Source organism: Streptomyces sp. NPDC002446, assembly GCF_053595675.1.
In genome coordinates this window covers 171,754-190,389 of the sequence record NZ_JBSFYC010000003.1, presented here as the reverse complement: position 1 = coordinate 190,389, position 18,636 = coordinate 171,754, and the positions used below count along the sequence as shown (strand labels likewise).

Here is an 18,636-nt window from a genome sequence, read left to right as displayed (position 1 = left end):
CCTATTTTTGCCCCCCCCCCCCCCCCCCCCCCGGCCCCCCCCCCCCCCGGGCCCCCCCCCGGGGGGGGGGGGGTTTGTTTCACGTGAAACACCGCCCCCGGCCCATCGGCCGGTCCGACGCGGCGTCAGCGCTCGCCGGCGGGGATCGTTCCGAGCCGGCCGGCCTGGAAGTCCTCGAAGGCCTGGGCCAGTTCGGCGTGGGTGTTCATCACGAACGGGCCGTAATGCATCATCGGCTCGCGGATCGGCCGCCCGCCCAGCAGCACCACCTCGAAGTTCGGGCTGCGCGACTCCTGGGACTCGTCCGCCCGGATGGTGAGCGAGTCTCCGGTCCCGAAGACGACCGCCTGCCCCATACGGAACGGGCGTCCTTCCGCACCGGCCGAACCACGGCCGGCCAGTGCGTAGCCGAGGGCGTTGAAGTCCTTGCGCCAGGGCAGGGTCAGCTCGGCGCCCGGGCTCACCGTCACATGCATCATCGTGATCGGGGTGTGGGTGATGCCCGGCCCCTGGTGGCCGTCGAGCTCACCGGCGATCAGCCGCAGCAGCGCACCACCGTCGACCGAGGTCAGCAGCTTGACCCGGCCCCCGCCGATGTCCTGGTAGCGCGGGGCCATCATCTTGTCGCTCTTCGGCAGGTTCACCCACAGCTGGAGGCCGTGGAAGAGCCCGCCGGACATCACGAGCGACTCCGGCGGCGCCTCGATGTGCAGCAGGCCGGAGCCGGCCGTCATCCACTGGGTGTCACCGTCGTTGATCACGCCACCGCCACCGTGCGAGTCGCGGTGCACGAACGTGCCGTCGATCAGATAGGTGACGGTCTCGAAGCCGCGGTGCGGGTGCCAGGGGGTGCCCTTGGGCTCCCCGGGCGCGTACTCCACCTCGCCCATCTGGTCCATCATGATGAACGGATCGAGGTGCTTGTAGTCGATGCCGGCGAAGGCCCGGCGCACCGGGAAGCCCTCGCCCTCGAATCCACTCGGAGCGGTGGCAACGGCCAGCACGGGACGGGTGTGCGCCGCGGCAGGTGCCGCCACACGCGGCAAGGTCAGCGGGTTCTCTACGGTCACAGCGGGCATGACGGCCTCCTCGGTCGCCCACACAACTTAGTTGAATAGTGAACAACCCGCAAGGCGCACTGCATTCCCACCCGCGTTTGCGCAGGTGAAAGCAGGCAGAAAGGGATTCGACCGTGCTGTCGGCGGCCGCCGTCAGCCGCACCTGGAGCGCTGGCGGCTAGCCGTACATCCGCCGCATCGCGAAGTCGACCATCTGCTCCACGGCCTTCGCATCGAAGACCATCCGGTGGTCGCCCTCCATGTCGAGGACGAACCCATAGCCGGTCGGCAGCAGATCGAGCACCTCGGCGCCGGTGATCACGAAGTACTTGGACTCCTTGCCGGCGTACCGCCGCAGCTCCTTGAGCGAGGTGAACATCGGGATCACCGGCTGCTGGGTGTTGTGCAGCGCCAGGAAGCCGGGGTTGTCACCGCGCGGGCAGTAGACCTTGGACGTGGAGAAGATGCCTTGGAAGTCCTCGGCCGACATCGAACCGGTGGTGAACGCACGCACCGCGTCGGCCAGCGAGGGCGGAGACGGCTCGGGATACAGCGGCTGCTCGCCGTAGCCCCCGGGGGACGGTTGCTGCGGCGGGGGCGGTGGCGCGCCGTACTGCTGCTGCCCGGCACCCGCGTTCTGGTCGTAGCCGTACATGCGCCACAGCGTACTGAGTCGGCGATGGGCCGGGGGACGCTCGTCACAGATGGGCGGAAGGGGTTGATTCTTATTACCGGTGGGTAGCATCATTTAGCTACTAGCTGGTATTGCGTCTGAGGCCCCTCTCTCGGGGTCCTCTCCCGAACCCTTACGGAGCCGTACCCATGGGCCACTACAAGTCGAATCTCCGCGACATCGAGTTCAACCTCTTCGAGGTGCTCGGCCGTGACAGCGTGTACGGCACCGGACCGTTCGCGGAGATGGATGTCGAGACCGCCAAGAGCATCCTGTCCGAGCTCACCCGCCTCGCCGAGAACGAGCTGGCCGAGTCCTTCGCCGACGCCGACCGCAACCCCCCGGTCTTCGACCCGGAGACCAACACCGCGCCGATCCCGGACACCTTCAAGAAGAGCTACCAGGCCTTCATGGACTCCGAGTACTGGCGCCTGGGCCTGCCCGAGGAGATCGGCGGCACCACCGCCCCGGCCACCCTGATCTGGTCCTACGCGGAGCTGATCCTCGGCTCGAACCCGGCGGTCTGGATGTACTCCTCCGGCCCCGCCTTCGCCGGCATCCTGCACTCCGAGGGCAACGAGGCGCAGAAGAAGGTCGCCCAGATCGCCGTCGAGAAGCAGTGGGGCTCCACCATGGTCCTCACCGAGCCGGACGCCGGCTCGGACGTGGGCGCCGGCCGCACCAAGGCCGTGGAGCAGGAGGACGGCTCCTGGCACATCGAGGGCGTGAAGCGCTTCATCACCTCCGGTGAGCACGACATGTCGGAGAACATCCTTCACTACGTCCTCGCCCGCCCCGAGGGTGCCGGTCCGGGCACCAAGGGCCTGTCCCTCTTCCTCGTGCCGAAGTACCACTTCGACTGGGAGACCGGCGAGCTGGGCGAGCGCAACGGCGTCTACGCGACCAACGTCGAGCACAAGATGGGCCTGAAGGCCTCCAACACCTGCGAGATGACCTTCGGCGACCAGCACCCCGCCAAGGGCTGGCTGATCGGCGACAAGCACGACGGCATCCGCCAGATGTTCCGCATCATCGAGTTCGCGCGGATGATGGTCGGCACGAAGGCCATCGCGACGCTGTCGACCGGCTACCTCAACGCCCTTGAGTACGCCAAGGAGCGCGTCCAGGGCCCCGACCTGGCGAACTTCATGGACAAGACCGCGCCGAAGGTCACCATCACCCACCACCCCGACGTGCGCCGCTCGCTGATGACGCAGAAGGCGTACGCGGAGGGCATGCGCGCCCTCGTCCTGTACACCGCCTCCGTCCAGGACTCGATCGCGGTCAAGGAGGCCGCGGGCGAGGAGGCCTCCGAGCTCAACGCGCTCAACGACCTGCTGCTGCCCATCGTCAAGGGCTACGGCTCGGAGAAGTCCTACGAGCAGCTGGCGCAGTCCCTGCAGACCTTCGGCGGCTCCGGCTACCTGCAGGAGTACCCGATCGAGCAGTACATCCGGGACGCCAAGATCGACACCCTCTACGAGGGCACCACCGCCATCCAGGGCCAGGACTACTTCTTCCGGAAGATCGTCCGTAACCAGGGCCAGGCGCTGAACACCCTCGCCGAGGAGATCAAGAAGTTCCTGGCCGAGGGCACCGGCGGCGCCGAGCTGGAGCAGGCCCGCGGCGAGCTGGGCAAGGCCGCCGCCGACCTCGAGGCGATCGTCGGCGCCATGCTGACCGACCTCGCGGCCACGGAGAAGGACGTCAAGTCCATCTACAAGGTGGGCCTGAACACCTCGCGCCTGCTGCTGGCTTCGGGCGATGTCGTCATCGCCTACCTGCTGCTGAAGGGCGCGGCGGTGGCGAGCGCCAAGCTGGCGGACGCCTCCTCCAAGGACAAGGCGTTCTACGCCGGCAAGATCGCGGCGGCGAAGTTCTTCGCGCACAACGTGCTGCCCGGCGTCGCCATGCAGCGGCAGCTGGCCGAGTCCGTCGACCAGTCGCTGATGGAGCTGGACGAGTCCGCGTTCTAAGGGCGTTGTCCGCGGCGCGCCCGCGGAGTTCTTAGAGGTCTCTCAGATTGGCAGTGGAGACTGACGTTGCCCGCCTCTCTTCCCCCGGGGAGGCGGGCTTCGTCATGCCCGGCCGGATACGCCCCGGGCGGCCCGGACGGCGGGCGCATCGGCCCCGGCGACCGGAATCGTTCACTCCAGCGGGGATTTCGGTCTGCCGTGAAGAAATCCTGGCCGGAAGGGAGCGGAGTCACGGCGCACGCGCACGGGGAATGCGGGGTCCTGCTCCTTATGCTGAATCCATGACCAACTCCGCCCGCTTCGATCGCGGCCACACCGACGACCTGATGTCCTTCCTCGCCGCCAGTCCGTCGCCCTACCACGCGGTCGCCAACGCGGCGGAGCGGCTGGAGAAGGCGGGCTTCCGGCAGGTCGCGGAGGTCGATGCCTGGGACGGCGAGAGCGGCGGGAAGTATGTGCTGCGCGGTGGCGCGATCATCGCCTGGTATGTGCCGGAGGGCGCGAGCGCCGCGACTCCGTACCGAATTGTCGGGGCTCACACCGACTCTCCCAATCTGCGGGTCAAGCCGATTCCGGACACCGGCGCCCGCGGCTGGCGGCAGATCGCCGTCGAGATCTACGGCGGCACGCTGCTCAACACCTGGCTCGACCGCGATCTGGGCCTGAGCGGACGGGTGACACTGCGGGACTCGGCAGCCGGGGACTCGGAAGGGAGCCGGGGCGGAGCGGAGCGGGGCGGCCGCAACCGGCTCGTCCATGTCGACCGGGCGTTGCTGCGGGTGCCCCAGCTGGCCGTGCACCTCGACCGCTCGGTGAACTCCGAAGGCCTCAAGCTGGACAAGCAACGCCATATGACGCCGATCTGGGGGCTGGGTGAGGTCGCCGAGGGCGATCTGATCGCGTTCGTCGCCGAGGAGATCGGGGTGCCGGCCGAGGACATCAAGGGCTGGGACCTGATGGTGCACAGCATCGAGCCGCCCGCCTACCTGGGCCGCGACCGCGAACTGGTCGCCGGCCCCCGGATGGACAACCTGCTGTCCGTACACGCCGGTACGGCCGCGCTCATCGCCGCGGCCGCCACCGGCAGTGCGCTGACCAGCATTCCGGTGCTGGCCGCCTTCGACCACGAGGAGAACGGCAGCCAGTCCGACACCGGCGCGGACGGCCCGCTGCTCGGCACGGTGCTGGAGCGCTCGGTGTTCGCGCGCGGCGGCTCGTACGAGGACCGGGCGCGTGCCTTCGCCGGCACCATCTGCCTGTCGTCCGACACCGGTCACGCCGTACACCCCAACTACAGCGAGCGGCACGATCCGGGGCACCACCCGATGCCCAACGGCGGGCCGATCCTCAAGGTGAACGTCAATCAGCGCTATGCGACGGACGGCAGCGGACGGGCGGTCTTCGCGGCCGCCTGCGAGCGCGCCGGTGTGCCGTGGCAGAGCTTCGTCTCCAACAACTCGATGCCGTGCGGGACCACGATCGGGCCGATCACCGCGGCCCGGCACGGCATCGCCACGGTCGACATCGGCGTGGCGATCCTGTCCATGCACTCGGCGCGCGAGCTGTGCGGCGCCGATGATCCGTACCTGCTGGCGAACGCCCTGACGGCCTTCCTGGAGGGCTGAGTTGGAATTCTCACTGCTCGGCCCGATCGCCGTGACGACCGGCTCCAGGGAGCTGTCGCTCGGGCCCGCCAAACGGCGCAGTGTCTTGGCGCTGCTGTTGCTGCAGCCCAACACCACCGTTCCACTGGAGCAGTTGATCGACTCCCTGTGGGAGGACGAGCCGCCCGAGCATGCCCGTACGGTCGTTCAGGGGCATGTCTCACGGCTGCGTGCCACGCTCGCCGAAGGCGGGGCAGAGACGTACGGCATCGAGCTGACCACCCATGGCTCGGCCTATCTGCTCCGGATGCCCGAGGAGCTGATCGACGCCCATCGGTTCGGTGAGCTGGTGACGCTGGCCCGTCCCGAGGCGGCGCCGGCCGATGCCGTGCCGCTGCTGCGCGAGGCGCTGGGGCTGTGGCGCGGTCCGGCGCTGACCGGCACGGTGACCAGCCCGCCGTTCGCTGCCGCGGCGCATGCGCTGGAGGAGCGCCGGCTGACGGCCGTGGAGGCGCTGGGACGGGCCCATGGCGCGCTCGGTGAGCATGAACAGGCCGCGGCAATCCTGTACTCGGCGGCCGTCAACCACCCTTTGCGGGAGGGGCTGATCGCCGAACTGATGCGGGCTCTGTTCCGTACGGGCCGGCAGTCCGATGCACTGGAGTGGTTCCACCGCACCCGGCGACTGCTCAACGAAGAGCTGGGCGTCGATCCTGGTGAGCGGCTGCGCGGGGCGTACGAGGAGATCCTGCGGGCTGAGGCGGCGGACCAGCGGCGGACGGCCGCGGAGCCCGCGGGTGGAGCACGCAGGGCGGCTGACGATCCTGCGGGCGCGCAGGCGTTTCACGTGAAACATGACCACGGTGGGCGCGTGCCCGTGCAGGGCGCCGGCGCGGCCGGTGCGGTGGATGCCGGGACGGTGGGCGGCTCCGAAGCGGAGCGGACGTCTGCCGGTCCCGCAGGCGGTACCCCGGACGGTGCGAGCCCCGGACCGGGCTCGGGTTCCGGCTCCGGGCGGGCCGGTGCGGCACCTCGGCTGCTGCCCAGGCCGCCGGCCCGGTTCCTCGGCCGGGAGGCGCAACTCCGCGCACTGACGGAGGCGTTGACGGACCGTTCGACCGGCGAGAGTCCGCTGGCGGTGGTCGCCGGACCGGCCGGCGTCGGCAAGACCGCCTGCGCCGTGCAGTGGGCGCATCTGCACGCCGGGGCCTTCCCCGACGGCCAGCTCTTCGCCGACCTGCGCGGCTTCGGTGAGGGCGATGAGGCACCGCCGGCCGAGATCCTGCGCGACTTCCTGCTGGCGCTCGGCACCCCTCAGGAGCGGGTCCCCACCTCGGCGCAGGCAGCCTCGGCGCTCTTCCGGTCGCTGGTCGCGGAGCGCCGGCTGCTGGTCGTCCTCGACAATGCGCGCAGCTCGGCGCAGGTACGGCCGCTGCTGCCCGGCGGTCCGCACTGCGCCACGGTCGTCACCAGCCGCAGCCGGCTCGACGGCCTGGTCGCCACGGACTGTGCCCGCCCGGTCGGCCTCCAGGCGCTCGGCCATGAGGAGGGCGCGGCATTGCTCGGCGCCATGCTCGGTCCGGAGCGGGTGGCCGAGGACCCGGTCGCCGCCCGGGAGTTGGTCGACCTGTGCGACGGACTGCCGCTGGCGCTGCGGGCCGCGGCCGCGCAGCTCACCGCCCGGCCGCGCTGGCGGCTGGCCCGGCTGGCCGCGGCGCTGCGCGACGAACGGCGGCGGCTGGCGCTGCTGTCGGCGGAGGACACCGGCATGGCGGCGGCGCTGCGGATGTCCGTCGCCCGGCTGTCGGCGGACGACGCACGGCTGCTCAGTGCGCTGGCGACCAGCGCGGACGGGCATCTCAACGCGTCGCTGGCGGCAGCGCTGGCGGGGTACGACCAGGAGCGCACCCAGGACGGTCTGGACCGGCTCGCCGAGATGCATCTGGTGGACGAGGAGGCCACCGACGTCTACACGATCAGCACGCTGACGCAGCTCTTCGCGCGCGATGAGCGAGGGGAGGGCGGCGCGATCCGCGGAGGCGGCAAGGGCGGTGCGGACGACCACGGCGATTCCGGTGACGAGCGGGACGGGCGCGGCAAGCGGTGACCTGCCCCCCCGGGGTGACTTCTCGGGTGAGCACCCCGGCTCACCTGCGGGGACGTTAGGCGCACGTTAGTGGCACGGCAGCGGCGCCCGGCAGTCTGGTGCACAGAGCGCAGGACCGCCCACACCAGATCACCGCCCGGGGGAGAACGACCATGCCGCGCAGCCAGGCCCGCACCAGCAGCCCGCGTACGTCCCGTACCGTCCGCCGCCGTACCGTGCGGATCGCCGCGGCCGGCCTGACCGCCGTCGCCGCGCTCACCCTCACCGCCTGCGGCGGCCAGGACAACCCGCTCAAGACCAGCGCGGCCAAGCCGTTCCACCCCTCGCCCAAGGTCGCCGAAGGCCCGGCAGCCGAGGCGGGCGAGGAGTCGGCGGCAAAGGGCGGCAGCGCCGGGCAGCGCGGTACCCGGCCCGACGGCGGCATAGCGGAGCAGACGTCCGCGGGACACGGCGGCAGCGACGCCCGGGCGGGCTCCGGAAAGGGCGGCGCGGGGAGGGGCGACAACGCCACCGGCATCCGGCACACCACCTGTGATGCCGCCTCGATCCGTATCGTCGCCAAGCCGCTCAAGGAGCCGGTCAACCATCTGCTGCTGGTGGCCACCAACACCTCCGGCGCCACCTGCGACCTCTACTCCGCCCCGTATCTGCGGTTCGGCCAGGCACAGTCCCCGCTCGCCGAGCTGCCGGACAGCAAGCCGCAGTCCATGGTCACCCTCGCCCCCGGCGAGTCCGGCTACGCCGGTGTACTGACCTCCTCCGCCGACGGTTCCGGCCGCGACGGCCGCACCATGACCAGCCTGTCCGTCAGCCTCCCGGGCCGCGACGGCAAGGGCAGCATCGGCGGCCCGTCACAGGTGGCGCTCCCGGGCGGCTCGGTCTACGTCGACGACAGTGCGTGGGTGACGTACTGGCAGTCGGACGTGAGCCAGGCGACCGCGTGGTGAACCGGGTCCGCTGAGCCGCATCCGGCGAGATCCCCCCTGAACCAGGGCGCCCGCACCCCCGAGCGGGCGCCCTTTCGCCTGCCCGCTGTCCCGTCATGTCTCGCGCAACGGCCCCAAATATCCCATGCAGTTGATGTCCTCGCAGGTCACAGCCGTGCGTAGGGCCGGGACATCCCATGGGACGAGGAACCTCCGACCGGCCGCCCTACCCCGCTCCACGATGGTCCCCGTCGCCGCGAACGGACCACCCGGCGGCTCGCCATCGGCCGACGGCCATCAGGCCAACCGGTCTCAAACGGAGGGGAATCGGCATGTACGAGCACGGCAGCACGCACCCGGCAGACTCCACAACCCCCGCGGACCACATAGCCGCAGCCGCCATGGCCGGCGGTGCGGGCGGCCCGCAGGCCCCGTTCCGCAGGACCGTGCTGCGCAGGGTCCTGCCCGTGGTCGCCGCGGCCGGCATCGGCGTCGCCGGATTCACCGGCTTCGCCCACGGCAGCACGGGGGTTCAGGCCGCGGCCGCCACCAAGCCCGCCCGCGACACGGCCGCCTCCGCCACCGCCTCCATCCTCACCGCCCGCGCCACGGACACCGGTTCCGTACGGCAGGCCGCGGCCGCCGACTTCCCCACCTGGGGCACCCGTTGGGTCGTCCACGCCACCGCGGACGTCAACTCCCCCGCAGTCGGAATGATCAACAAGACCGCGCCGGGGCAGGACCGGATCACCGCCGACTACCAGGTCGACACCGGTCACAAGGTGTGCGAGGGCAATGCCTGCTCGACGTTCATGGCACATATCGCCGGTCCGGTCACCGGCTTCCTCAGCGTGGTCGCGGTGGACATTCCGCAGGACCGGCTGCCGGGCGTACCGGTCCACGGCGGCGGAGGGCAGCCACAGCCGGGCGGGTCCCGCCAGGAGATGCTCAACCGCGCCGCCACATGGCTGACCGCCGACAACGGATCCCAGGTCCCGTACAGCCAGGCCAAGGTCTGGAAGGACGGCTACCGCCAGGACTGCTCCGGCTATGTGTCCATGGCGCTCGGACTGCCGACGCCCGGCACCAACACCGTGGGCCTGGCCACCGACCGCGGCATCACCCGGCCGCTCTCGCTGGGCGAGCTCAAGCCCGGTGACCTGCTCATCGACGCGGCGGGGGACAACAACAACCGGCATGTCGTGATCTTCGAGAAGTGGAACAACGATGCGCACTCCTCGTACACCGCCTACGAACAGCGTGGCGGCCACGGCACCGACCACCGGACGCTGACCTACGGGCTGCCCGGCGGTGACGCCGAGTTCAAGCCCTACCGTCCCGTGAAGTTCGGTGACTGACGCCGTCCAGGCATGAGGTCCGCCGGAGACGAGCAGGCCGTTTCACGTGAAACCGCTGCCGGTTTCACGTGAAACGTCACCACCCGATCCGGGTCCGACCCGGATCGGGTAACGAGGGGTACTTCCGCCACAGGGGAGCGGAAGTGCCCCTCGCGCGCGCATGGCCGCTGTGCTGGAATGCACGACGTGCCTGGCAATCAGAACCACGCCGCTCATCCCCGCCGTAAGCCCCTGGCCCCCCTCCCCGACGAACTCTCCGGCCCCGCACGGGACTTTGTCGCCGCCCTGCGCCGTATGCATGGCGAACTCGGCTACAGCCTCAAGGCGTTGGAGGGAAGGCTCCCCGCCAGCCGCTCGTCCCTCTCGCGCTATCTGCGCGGCCAGAGCCTGCCCGACGAACGGCTGCTGGTGCAGTGGTGCAAGCTCTCCTTCACCGGCGAGGACCGACTGCCCGGCCTCGTCGAGCTGCTGCACCGGGCTCAGGAGGCCGCGGACGCGGGCGAGCGGGGTGATGCGCCTGCGCGGGAGCGGGAGGGGGCCGACGAAGCGGAGCGCACGCCCGGTCCCGAGGACGGAGCCGAGACCGCCCTGCCGACCGGGCGACACCGGCTGCGGCTGCTCCTCGCCGCGCTCGGCACAGCCGCCGTGCTCGCCGCCGCCGCGTTGGCCGTCCCGGCGCTGACCACGTCCGACGGTGCGCCGGACGGTGGCGATGCCGGATCGCCGGGATCGCGGGCCGGGGCGCCGGGCACCGGCTCCGCGAAGATCACCGTCAATAACGTCGAACGCGCCTGTCAGCAGCCGCGCACCGAGAACTGCGCACTCGCCCTGGCCCGCGATCCGTACCGGGTCTACCGGCGCTCCAATGTCGTGGGACATGTCTGGCACGGCGATGTACTGCGCGCGGTGTGCCGGGTCGCCAATGGGGTCACGGTCACCGATGAGGTGGGCGGGCACAGCAGCATGTGGTTCCGGGTGGTGCACGACGGCAAGCAGATGTGGGTACCCGGCATCCGCATCCGTCCCGAACAGCTCGAAAACACCTCGCTGCCCAGCTGCCCGGACTGATCTTGACCCTGCCGACCACCCTGACCTGCGGCGACGCCGCATCGATGCGCTGCCGGGCGAACCCGCCCTGGCGTATCGGACCGCAATCGATATCGTGGCCGTGCCATGACAGACACGCTTCACCCATCGCAGTGACCCACTGGGGGAACCACCCATGACCGCACGCCGCTCCCGCCGCCGCTCCACCGCGTACGCCGCGCTGGCCCTCGGACTGGCCGGCTCGCTCGCGCTGACCGGCTGCAACGGCAGCTCCTCGAAGAAGTCGAAGAAGTCCTCCTCCTCGTCCTCCAAGAAGCGCAAGATCATCGGTGGCGGTGCGGCCGCGGCGGGCGCGGGCGCCGGGGCGGCGTCGCGCAGGCCGACCAACTGCACCACCGGCACCTCTGCGGACTTCACCTTCATCAACAAGGCCGACCCGAGCCATGTGATCGTGAAGTACCGCAACAGCAAGAGCCGCTCCTGCTACCTCTACAACTCGCCGATGCTGTACTTCGGCAGCGCCAAGCAGCCTCTGGGTTACTACGAGGGCGCGCCGTCGTTCGGCGACTCCCAGCGGATCGAGGTCCCGGCGCGCGGGTTCGCCTACGCGAGCATCCCCACCACGACCGCCGCGGACAAGGGCACCAAGCAGAAGGTGGTGAAGGTCGGCTTCATGAACGCCACCGAGCCCACCCAGCGCGGTCTGTCGACCACCGTCAACTTCTCGCAGTACGCCAGCCTGCCGTCGGTCGGCAAGACCGCCAAGGTCGGCGACTGGTACCTCAGCGACAAGCTGGCCGAGATCAAGACCAACACCGGCAAGTGACCGGCGGCGGCCGCTGACCGTGGCGGGGGCCGTTCGGGCCCCCGCCGCCGGCTACTCGGCGTCCAGCCCCGCCAGGACGAGCCCCAGCCGGGCCACCCCGCCCTCGGCGACCTCGACCGGGACGCCCCAGTCCTGCTGGTGCACATGGCAGGCGGGGTACTCGATGTCTGGGGCGTCGTCGCAGGACGCGGCCATCGCCGAGACGTGCAGCACGCCTTCGGTCACGCCGTCGGCGAGCACCAGGTCCCGCGCGAGGTCGGTGCCCGCGCCCGCGCCCTCGGCGAGCAGCTCCGGCGGTGTCGAGCTCACCAGCAGCCGCGTCGAGGGGCCGTAGCGGGTGTCGAGCTTCTGGCCCGCGGGGGCCTGGAAGACCACCTCCAGCCGCAGCGCGCCCGGGGCGACCGCGGTGGCCGCGCGCTGGGTGCGATGCGCCACCGACTCGACGCGTACCGCCTCCTCGGGCAGCCGCAGCCGGGTCAGCCGGTGCCGCGCCGACTCCACCACGACGATGTCGTCGTCGACGAGGACCGCGGCGGACGGCTCGCGCAGATCCGTCGCCAGCGTCGTGACCTCACCGCTCGCGGGGTCGTAGCGGCGCAGTGCGTGGTTGTAGGTGTCCGCGATGGCGACCGAGCCGTCGGGCAGCGCGGTCACACCCAGCGGATGCTGCAGCAGCGCCTGGTCGGCGGCGCCGTCGCGGTGCCCGAAGTCGAACAGGCCGGTGCCGACGGCCGTGCGGATGACATAGCCGTCCCCCTCTTCGGCGGGCTCCGCCCAGCGGACCGCGCTGGTCTCCGAGTCCGCGATCCACAGCCGGTCGCCGGCCGCCGCGAGACCGGACGGCTGCGCGAACCAGGCCTCGGCGGCCGGGCCGTCCACCAGGCCCTCGTTGGTCGTACCGGCCGCGACCTCGACCGTGTCGGTGGCCGGGTCGTACGTCCACAGCTGGTGCACACCGGCCATCGCGATCCACAGCCGGTCCTGCCACCAGGCGATGTCCCACGGCGAGGAGAGCGCCACCTCGCGGGCCGGTCCCGAGGTCGGTGAGCCCTGCCACCACTGCTTGCCGGTGCCGGCGACGGTCTCCAGCGCGCCGGTCTCCGGGTCGAGCACACGGATGGCGTGGTTGACCGTGTCCGCCACGGCCACCCGCCCGTCGGGCAGCAGCGCCAGGCCCTGCGGCTCGTTGAAGGACTCCGGAGTCAGGCCGCGCTCACCGGTGCCGATCCGGCGCAGCACCCGCTCGCCGTCCGCCGCCAGCTCCACCAGCTGATGGCGGGTGGTGTCCGAGACGAGGAAGCTGCCGCCCGGCAGCCGCACCGCCTTGCCGGGGAAGCGCAGGTCGGTGGCGACCGGCTCCGGCGGCACATAGGGGCCGTCGCCGCGGCGCAGCGTGCCCTTCGCTTCGTGCTCGGCCTCCAGCTCCTCGACGAGCTTGGCGATGGCGTGCGCATGGCCCTCGCCGGCGTGCTGTGCGACGACATACCCCTCGGGGTCGATCACCACCAGCGTCGGCCAGGCGCGGACCGCGTACTGCTTCCAGGTGGCGAGCTCGGGGTCGTCCAGCACCGGGTGCTCGACGCCGTAGCGCTCGACGGCGTCTACGACCGCCTGGTGCTCGGCCTCGTGCACGAATTTCGGGGAGTGCACCCCGACGATGACGACGGTGTCGCGGTGCCGCTCCTCCAGCTCCCGCAACTCGTCCAGGACATGCAGACAGTTCACACAGCAGAACGTCCAGAAATCCAGGACGACAATGCGTCCTCGCAGGTCGGAGAGGGTCAGGTCCTTGTTACCGGTGTTCAGCCAGCCGCCCTTGCCGATCAGCTCGGGAGCCCTGACACGTGCGCGTGAAGCCATGTGGACATTCAACGTCACTCCGGTGCGTGCGCATTCCGCAGGGGCGCCGGGGAAAACGTCAGCCATGCACCAATCCCCTGGCGGACGGCCCCCGCACTCCCGCAAGTACCTCGTACGCGACCGGATCTTCGGCATCGGCGACGACTACTGGATCGAGGACGAGCACGGGCACCATGCGTTCCTCGTGGACGGGAAGGCGCTGCGGCTGCGGGAGACCTTCGAGCTGAAGGACCCCGAGCGGCGGGTGCTGATCACCATCCGCAAGAAGATGCTGGCCTTGCGCGACACCATGACGATCGAGCGGGACGACGCGCCGCTGGCCACGATCAGACGCAAGCGGCTCTCGCTGCTGCGCAACCACTACCGCGTCGAGCTGGTGGACGGCACCCAGCTCGATGTCAGCGGCAAGATCCTCGACCGGGAATTCGCGATCGAGTACGACGGCGAGCTGCTCGCCGAGGTCTCGCGGCGCTGGCTGACGGTGCGCGACACATATGCGGTCAATGTCGTACGGGACGACGCGGATCCGCCGCTGCTGATCGCCATCGCGGTCTGCGTGATCCGGCTGGCTGAGCGGGAGCGCGGGGACGACTGAGGAGCAAGAGCACCGCCGGGACCATGGAGCCGGTGCCGAAACCGTGCGCCGCAGCCCTCAACGGCTGTGACACATCGGCCTACGATGGTCACCCGAAAGCACTGCCGGGGTGCCCGTGCGCAGCGTAACTTAACTGCCAGACAGCAGCCCGCGTACGAACCGTCCGAGGGGTCCCGTGACCGTCCATCCCAGCCTTCAGTCCTCCATCGATGCCTGGACTCACTCCATAGAAGCGATAACCGAGCTGGTGACGCCGCTCGTCGAAGGCGAGTGGAACAGGGCGACGTGCCTCCCAGGATGGTCCGTTCGCGATGTGGTCTCCCACATCATCGGCCTGGAATGCGAAATGCTGGGCGACCCGCGGCCGATCCACACACTGCCGCGCGACCTCTACCACGTGCGCAGCGAGTCGGCGCGCCGTATGGAGGTACAGGTCGACGTCCGCCGGCACCACACCGGGCCGGAGATGGTCAGCGAGCTCGAATACACCGTGATCCGCCGTTCCCGGCAGCTGCGCAACGAGTCCCGCCAGCCGGACGCCGTGGTGCGCAGCCCGCTCGGCGAGGAACGTTCGCTGGAATTCGTGCTGCAACAGCGGACGTTCGACGTCTGGGTCCATGAGCAGGACCTGCGCCGGGCGCTCGGCAAGCCCGGCAACCTCGACTCCCCCGGCGCGCACATCACCCGCGATCTGCTGGTGAAGGTACTGCCCGGCGTCGTCGCCAAGAGGGCGCAGGCGCCCGCCGATTCGGCGGTGGTCTTCGACGTCAGCGGACCGCTGGAGTTTCTGCGTACGGTGCGCATCGATGCCGAAGGCAACGCCACGATCGACGGCAGCGTCTCGCTCGGCCCGACCGTGACTCTCGCCCTGGACTGGGACACCTTCCACCAGCTGGCCTGCGGCCGGGTCCGCCCGGCGGCCGTCGCCGAGCAGATCAAGATAGACGGCGACGCCGAGCTGGCCCAGGCGATCCTCGACAACTTCGCGGTCACGCCGTAGCGGAGGCCGGAAGACGGGCGGGGGCGCCCCGGCGGCGATGTTTCACGTGAAACAGCCCCCGCCAACGCCTCACGCCGGCACGTGGACCACCTCGACCCGGCTGACCACCAGCCGTTCCCGCTCGCGCTGCGCCGCGCTGCCGCGCAGCCGGAGGATCTGGACGACGCCCACCACCTCCAGCACGAAGATCGAGGCGAGGGCGATCCGGTAGTTGTCGCCGGTGACGTCGAGCAGGACACCGACGGCGAACAGCGTCGTCATCGATGCGGTGAACCCGCCCATGTTGACGATGCCGGACGCGGTGCCCTGGCGCTCGGGCGGGTTGGCGGGCCGGGCGAAGTCGAAGCCGATCATCGAAGCCGGGCCGCAGGCCCCGAGCACCGCGCACAGCGCGATCAGCAGCCACATCGGCGCATGGTCGCCCGGCCAGGACAGCACGATCACCCACATCAGAGCGGTGGCGCCAACAGTGCCCAGGGCCAGCGGCGTACGGGCCGCGTGGTGGCGGGCGATGACCTGTCCGTAGACCAGCCCCACCGCCATGTTGGAGAGCACCACGAGGGTGAGCAGCTCGCCGGCGGTGCCGCGGGACAGTCCCTGCGCCTCGACGAGGAACGGCAGGCCCCACAGCAGCAGGAAGACCATCGCGGGGAACTGGGTGGTGAAGTGCACCCACATGCCGAGCCGGGTGCCGGGCTCGCGCCAGGCGTCCGCGATCTGCCGCCGCACGAACCCGGCGCCGGTGTGCTCGGCGGGCGGCGGCGGGGGCTCGAAGCCCTCGGGGTGGTCCTTGAGGAAGAGCAGCAGCAAGGTCAGGACGACGATGCCGCCGGCCGCGCTGGAGGCGAAGGTCGGGGTCCAGCCGAAGGTGTGCAGGAAGCGGGCGAGGACGAGCGTGGAGACGAGGTTGCCCGCCATGCCGACCAGCGCGGCGATCTGCGCGATCATCGGGCCCCGGCGGGCCGGGAACCAGCGGGAGCCCAGCCGCAGCACGCTGATGAAGGTCATCGCATCACCGCAGCCGAGCAGCGCACGCGAGCCGAGCGCCATCGGGTACGACGCGGAGAGCGCAAAGCCCAACTGGCCGACGGTGTAGAGCACCACTCCGAGGGTCAGCACCTTCTTGGCGCCGAGCCGGTCGACCATCAGGCCGACGGGTATCTGCATCCCCGCGTAGACCAGCAACTGGAGGATGGAGAACGTCGACAGCGCCGAGGCGTTGATGTGGAAGCGCTCGGCGGCGTCCAGGCCGGCCACACCGAGGCTCGTACGGTAGGTGATCGCGACGAAGTAGACCGCGACGCCGATGCCCCAGACGGCCATGGCCTTACGGCCGCCGGGCGGGTCCGTGAGCAACGGACGGGCGGGGCCACCGCCTATGCCGGAGCCGTCGGCGCTCTCCGGTCCTCCGGTGCCACCGCTCATCGCACATCCCCCTGCGCGAGGTTGCGGACCCAGCTGACGTGGCGGTGCACGGCGTCGGTCGCGGCGTCCGCGTCACCGGCGCGCAGCGCCTCCAGGATCTCCGCGTGCTCGACGATGTTCTTGGCGATCCGGTCGGGGTGGGCATGCATCACCGCGACGCCCATCCGCAGCTGGCGGTCGCGCAGCTGCTCGTAGAGCCGGTCCAGGATCTGGTTGCCGGCGTTGCGCACGATCGCGGCGTGGAAGGCGCGGTCGGTGACGGAGACGGCCGCCAGATCGCCGGCCGCGGCCTGCTCCCGCATGGTCTCCAGCAGCTCGGTCAGCTCACCGATCAGCGACTCGCCCGCGGGCACCGCCTTGGCCGCGGCGTGCTTCTCCACCAGCAGCCGGGTCTCGACGACATCGGCGATCTCCTGCGCGGAGACCGGCAGCACCAGCGCGCCCTTCTTCGGGTAGAGCTTGATCAGCCCCTCGACCTCCAGCCGCAGCAGCGCCTCGCGCACCGGGGTCCGCGAGACGCCCACGGCGTCGGCCAGCTCGCCCTCGGTGAGCAGCATCCCGCCCTCGTAGCGGCGGTCCAGGACGGCGTCCTTGATGTGCGCATAGACCCGCTCGGCGGCGGGCGGCTGCTTGACGGCGGGCTCTCTGGCGGGGGCGGTGGGGAGGGACGCGGAGGGCATGCGCACAGGATAGATACAACAGGTATGCGTCCGACACTCGGTTCCGCGATGCGGACGATCACGGGACTGTTTGTCCAGGTAGAGGCACCAATGGGGCCCGCTCGGCACCCGGGGGCGGGCCGGGCGGCGGGGGCGGGCCCCGGGTTTTTCAGTGCGGCATCCGCCCCTGCGCGATCAGCCGGTCCACCACCTGCGAGTGGGCCGGAGCGCAGCGCTCGCGCGCCTCCCGCCGGTCGAACCAGGCGTACTCGGCGATCTCCCGGCCCGGGGCCGGCTCGATGTCCTGGGGCCCGCCGGTGAAGCAGGTCATATGCAGTCGGCGGCCGTTTTTGCCGTGCGCAACGTCATGGATGACGAACGCCTCCGTCAGCTCCTCGGCGGGCACCGTCAGCCCGAGCTCTTCGGAGAGCTCACGCGACAGCGCCTCGCGGGCGGTCTCCCCGGGCTCGTACTTCCCGCCCGGGAGGTAGAACGTGTCGTTCCCCCGGGTCCGTACGCTCAGCAGCCGTCCCTCGCGCAGATGCAGCCACCCCACCGATCTCAGCGGCGCGGCCCGCTCCAGGGCTATCAGCGGATGGCCGGTCGCCTCGTCCCGCCGCCGCCCTCGCTCGGTGAAGCCGAGGTCCGCATAGAACCGGCGGGCGCGGGCGTTCTCCTCGAAGACCTCCAGGGTCAGTGCACCGTGCCGCGCCGCCGCATGTTCGAGCAACTGCCGCCCGATGCCGCCCCCTTGGACCTCCGGAGCCACGAACAGTCCGCCGACCTCAGCGCCGGCCCCGTCCTCCGCGCTCTCCGCGCGCCCGTCCGGCAGGAGCCCGAGCAGGCCGACGACTGTGCCGGCACGCTCGGCGACCCAGTTCTCCGCCTCGACGAGGTACACCTCGCGAAGGATCCGGGCCCGCTCACCCGTGCCCTCCCCCTCGATGAACGGGTGCGCCTGCCGCACCGCCCGCGACCACAGGTCGGTGACAACATCCTGGTCAGAGTCCCGATAACGCCGGATGATCATGTCGCTGGTCATTTCGCCGACCGTAGACAGCGCGGCCGACGGCGGCAAACCCTTTGTCGCCGTCGGGCCCGCTTCCGCCGGGAAGGGGGGACCAGAGGGGGACGTAGGGTCCACCTAAAGGCTGACGCGAGTCCGTACCTGGCGCGTACGGATCGGCCCGAATCCCATGGGTGAATAGAGGCATGGAGCCGGGGAGGCTCCGACACTCAAGGGGAGTTGACCATGCAGCCCAGGACGAACGCCGGCCGCCGGACGCGGAACACCGTCGTACTGGCATTGATCGTCGCCGGCCTGTGGGCGGGTATCGCACTGACCCGCGGCGCCGCACACGTCGACGAGACCGGTCCGACCGGGCCGGTGGCGCACTTCAGCCGCGCGGTGGAGCTCATCCGGGGCTGACCTGCCCCCTGTCACAGCAGCCGGCCGCGGGCACCGTTTCACGTGAAACCGCGCCGGCTCCAGGCGTTGTTTCACGTGAAACGGCGCCTGGAG

The 18,636-nt window shown here is 70.7% G+C and carries 16 protein-coding genes; 10 read left to right on the top strand and 6 right to left on the bottom strand.

What is annotated here, in order from left to right:
- Nucleotides 1-125: 125 nt before the first annotated feature.
- On the bottom strand, nt 126-1,079 hold the full coding sequence (locus tag ACWD6P_RS04050; protein WP_451442422.1) for a pirin family protein: 954 nt from the start codon (nt 1,077-1,079) through the stop codon (nt 126-128).
- A 157-nt stretch (nt 1,080-1,236) separates the two neighbouring features.
- A complete protein-coding gene (locus tag ACWD6P_RS04045) occupies nt 1,237-1,713 on the bottom strand; it encodes an SseB family protein (protein ID WP_451442421.1) in 477 nt (158 codons plus the stop codon).
- Between the two features lie 167 nt (nt 1,714-1,880).
- Here ACWD6P_RS04045 and ACWD6P_RS04040 point away from each other — a divergent pair, with 167 nt between their 5' ends.
- The 7 genes from ACWD6P_RS04040 to ACWD6P_RS04010 all read left to right on the top strand — a co-directional run bounded on the left by ACWD6P_RS04040 (nt 1,881) and on the right by ACWD6P_RS04010 (nt 11,575).
- Nucleotides 1,881-3,707, top strand: coding sequence for an acyl-CoA dehydrogenase (locus tag ACWD6P_RS04040; protein ID WP_451442420.1), 1,827 nt, complete (start codon nt 1,881-1,883; stop codon nt 3,705-3,707).
- 281 nt (nt 3,708-3,988) lie between these two features.
- Nucleotides 3,989-5,332 carry a M18 family aminopeptidase gene (locus ACWD6P_RS04035; protein ID WP_451442419.1) on the top strand — a complete coding sequence of 448 codons (1,344 nt, stop codon included), beginning with the start codon at nt 3,989-3,991 and terminating at the stop codon, nt 5,330-5,332.
- Between the two features lies 1 nt (nt 5,333).
- Nucleotides 5,334-7,418 carry a BTAD domain-containing putative transcriptional regulator gene (locus tag ACWD6P_RS04030; protein WP_451442418.1) on the top strand — a complete coding sequence of 695 codons (2,085 nt, stop codon included), beginning with the start codon at nt 5,334-5,336 and terminating at the stop codon, nt 7,416-7,418.
- 152 nt (nt 7,419-7,570) lie between these two features.
- Nucleotides 7,571-8,365: a DUF4232 domain-containing protein gene (locus tag ACWD6P_RS04025; RefSeq protein WP_451442417.1), complete on the top strand. Its 795-nt coding sequence runs from the start codon at nt 7,571-7,573 to the stop codon at nt 8,363-8,365.
- A 311-nt stretch (nt 8,366-8,676) separates the two neighbouring features.
- Nucleotides 8,677-9,702 (top strand): hypothetical protein, encoded by a 1,026-nt coding sequence (locus ACWD6P_RS04020; protein ID WP_451442416.1) that lies wholly within the window; start codon nt 8,677-8,679, stop codon nt 9,700-9,702.
- A gap of 177 nt (nt 9,703-9,879) precedes the next feature.
- A complete protein-coding gene (locus ACWD6P_RS04015; protein ID WP_451442415.1) occupies nt 9,880-10,770 on the top strand; it encodes a helix-turn-helix domain-containing protein in 891 nt (296 codons plus the stop codon).
- A 154-nt stretch (nt 10,771-10,924) separates the two neighbouring features.
- Nucleotides 10,925-11,575 (top strand): DUF4232 domain-containing protein, encoded by a 651-nt coding sequence (locus tag ACWD6P_RS04010; RefSeq protein WP_451442414.1) that lies wholly within the window; start codon nt 10,925-10,927, stop codon nt 11,573-11,575.
- Between the two features lie 51 nt (nt 11,576-11,626).
- On the opposite strand, the gene ACWD6P_RS04005 is transcribed toward ACWD6P_RS04010, so the two are convergent.
- A complete protein-coding gene (locus ACWD6P_RS04005; RefSeq protein WP_451442413.1) occupies nt 11,627-13,435 on the bottom strand; it encodes an NHL domain-containing thioredoxin family protein in 1,809 nt (602 codons plus the stop codon).
- A gap of 64 nt (nt 13,436-13,499) precedes the next feature.
- On the opposite strand from ACWD6P_RS04005, the gene ACWD6P_RS04000 reads away from it, so the two are divergent.
- Both ACWD6P_RS04000 and ACWD6P_RS03995 read left to right on the top strand, forming a co-directional pair.
- Nucleotides 13,500-14,030 (top strand): LURP-one-related/scramblase family protein, encoded by a 531-nt coding sequence (locus ACWD6P_RS04000; protein ID WP_451442412.1) that lies wholly within the window; start codon nt 13,500-13,502, stop codon nt 14,028-14,030.
- A gap of 175 nt (nt 14,031-14,205) precedes the next feature.
- Complete coding sequence (locus tag ACWD6P_RS03995; protein ID WP_451442411.1) at nt 14,206-15,030, top strand: maleylpyruvate isomerase family mycothiol-dependent enzyme; 825 nt, start codon at nt 14,206-14,208, stop codon at nt 15,028-15,030.
- Nucleotides 15,031-15,099: 69 nt separating this feature from the next.
- Here ACWD6P_RS03995 and ACWD6P_RS03990 read toward each other — a convergent pair whose 3' ends face one another.
- From ACWD6P_RS03990 to ACWD6P_RS03980, 3 genes are all read right to left on the bottom strand, one after another.
- Nucleotides 15,100-16,353 carry an MFS transporter gene (locus tag ACWD6P_RS03990; RefSeq protein WP_451442432.1) on the bottom strand — a complete coding sequence of 418 codons (1,254 nt, stop codon included), beginning with the start codon at nt 16,351-16,353 and terminating at the stop codon, nt 15,100-15,102.
- Between the two features lie 98 nt (nt 16,354-16,451).
- Complete coding sequence (locus ACWD6P_RS03985) at nt 16,452-17,135, bottom strand: GntR family transcriptional regulator (RefSeq protein WP_451442410.1); 684 nt, start codon at nt 17,133-17,135, stop codon at nt 16,452-16,454.
- Nucleotides 17,136-17,283: 148 nt separating this feature from the next.
- Nucleotides 17,284-18,156, bottom strand: a complete 873-nt coding sequence (locus ACWD6P_RS03980; protein ID WP_451442409.1) for a GNAT family N-acetyltransferase — start codon at nt 18,154-18,156, stop codon at nt 17,284-17,286.
- Nucleotides 18,157-18,366: 210 nt separating this feature from the next.
- Here ACWD6P_RS03980 and ACWD6P_RS03975 point away from each other — a divergent pair, with 210 nt between their 5' ends.
- The gene (locus tag ACWD6P_RS03975) at nt 18,367-18,543 is read left to right on the top strand and encodes a hypothetical protein (RefSeq protein ID WP_451442408.1); all 177 of its coding nucleotides are present in this window, start codon (nt 18,367-18,369) and stop codon (nt 18,541-18,543) included.
- Nucleotides 18,544-18,636 lie beyond the last annotated feature (93 nt).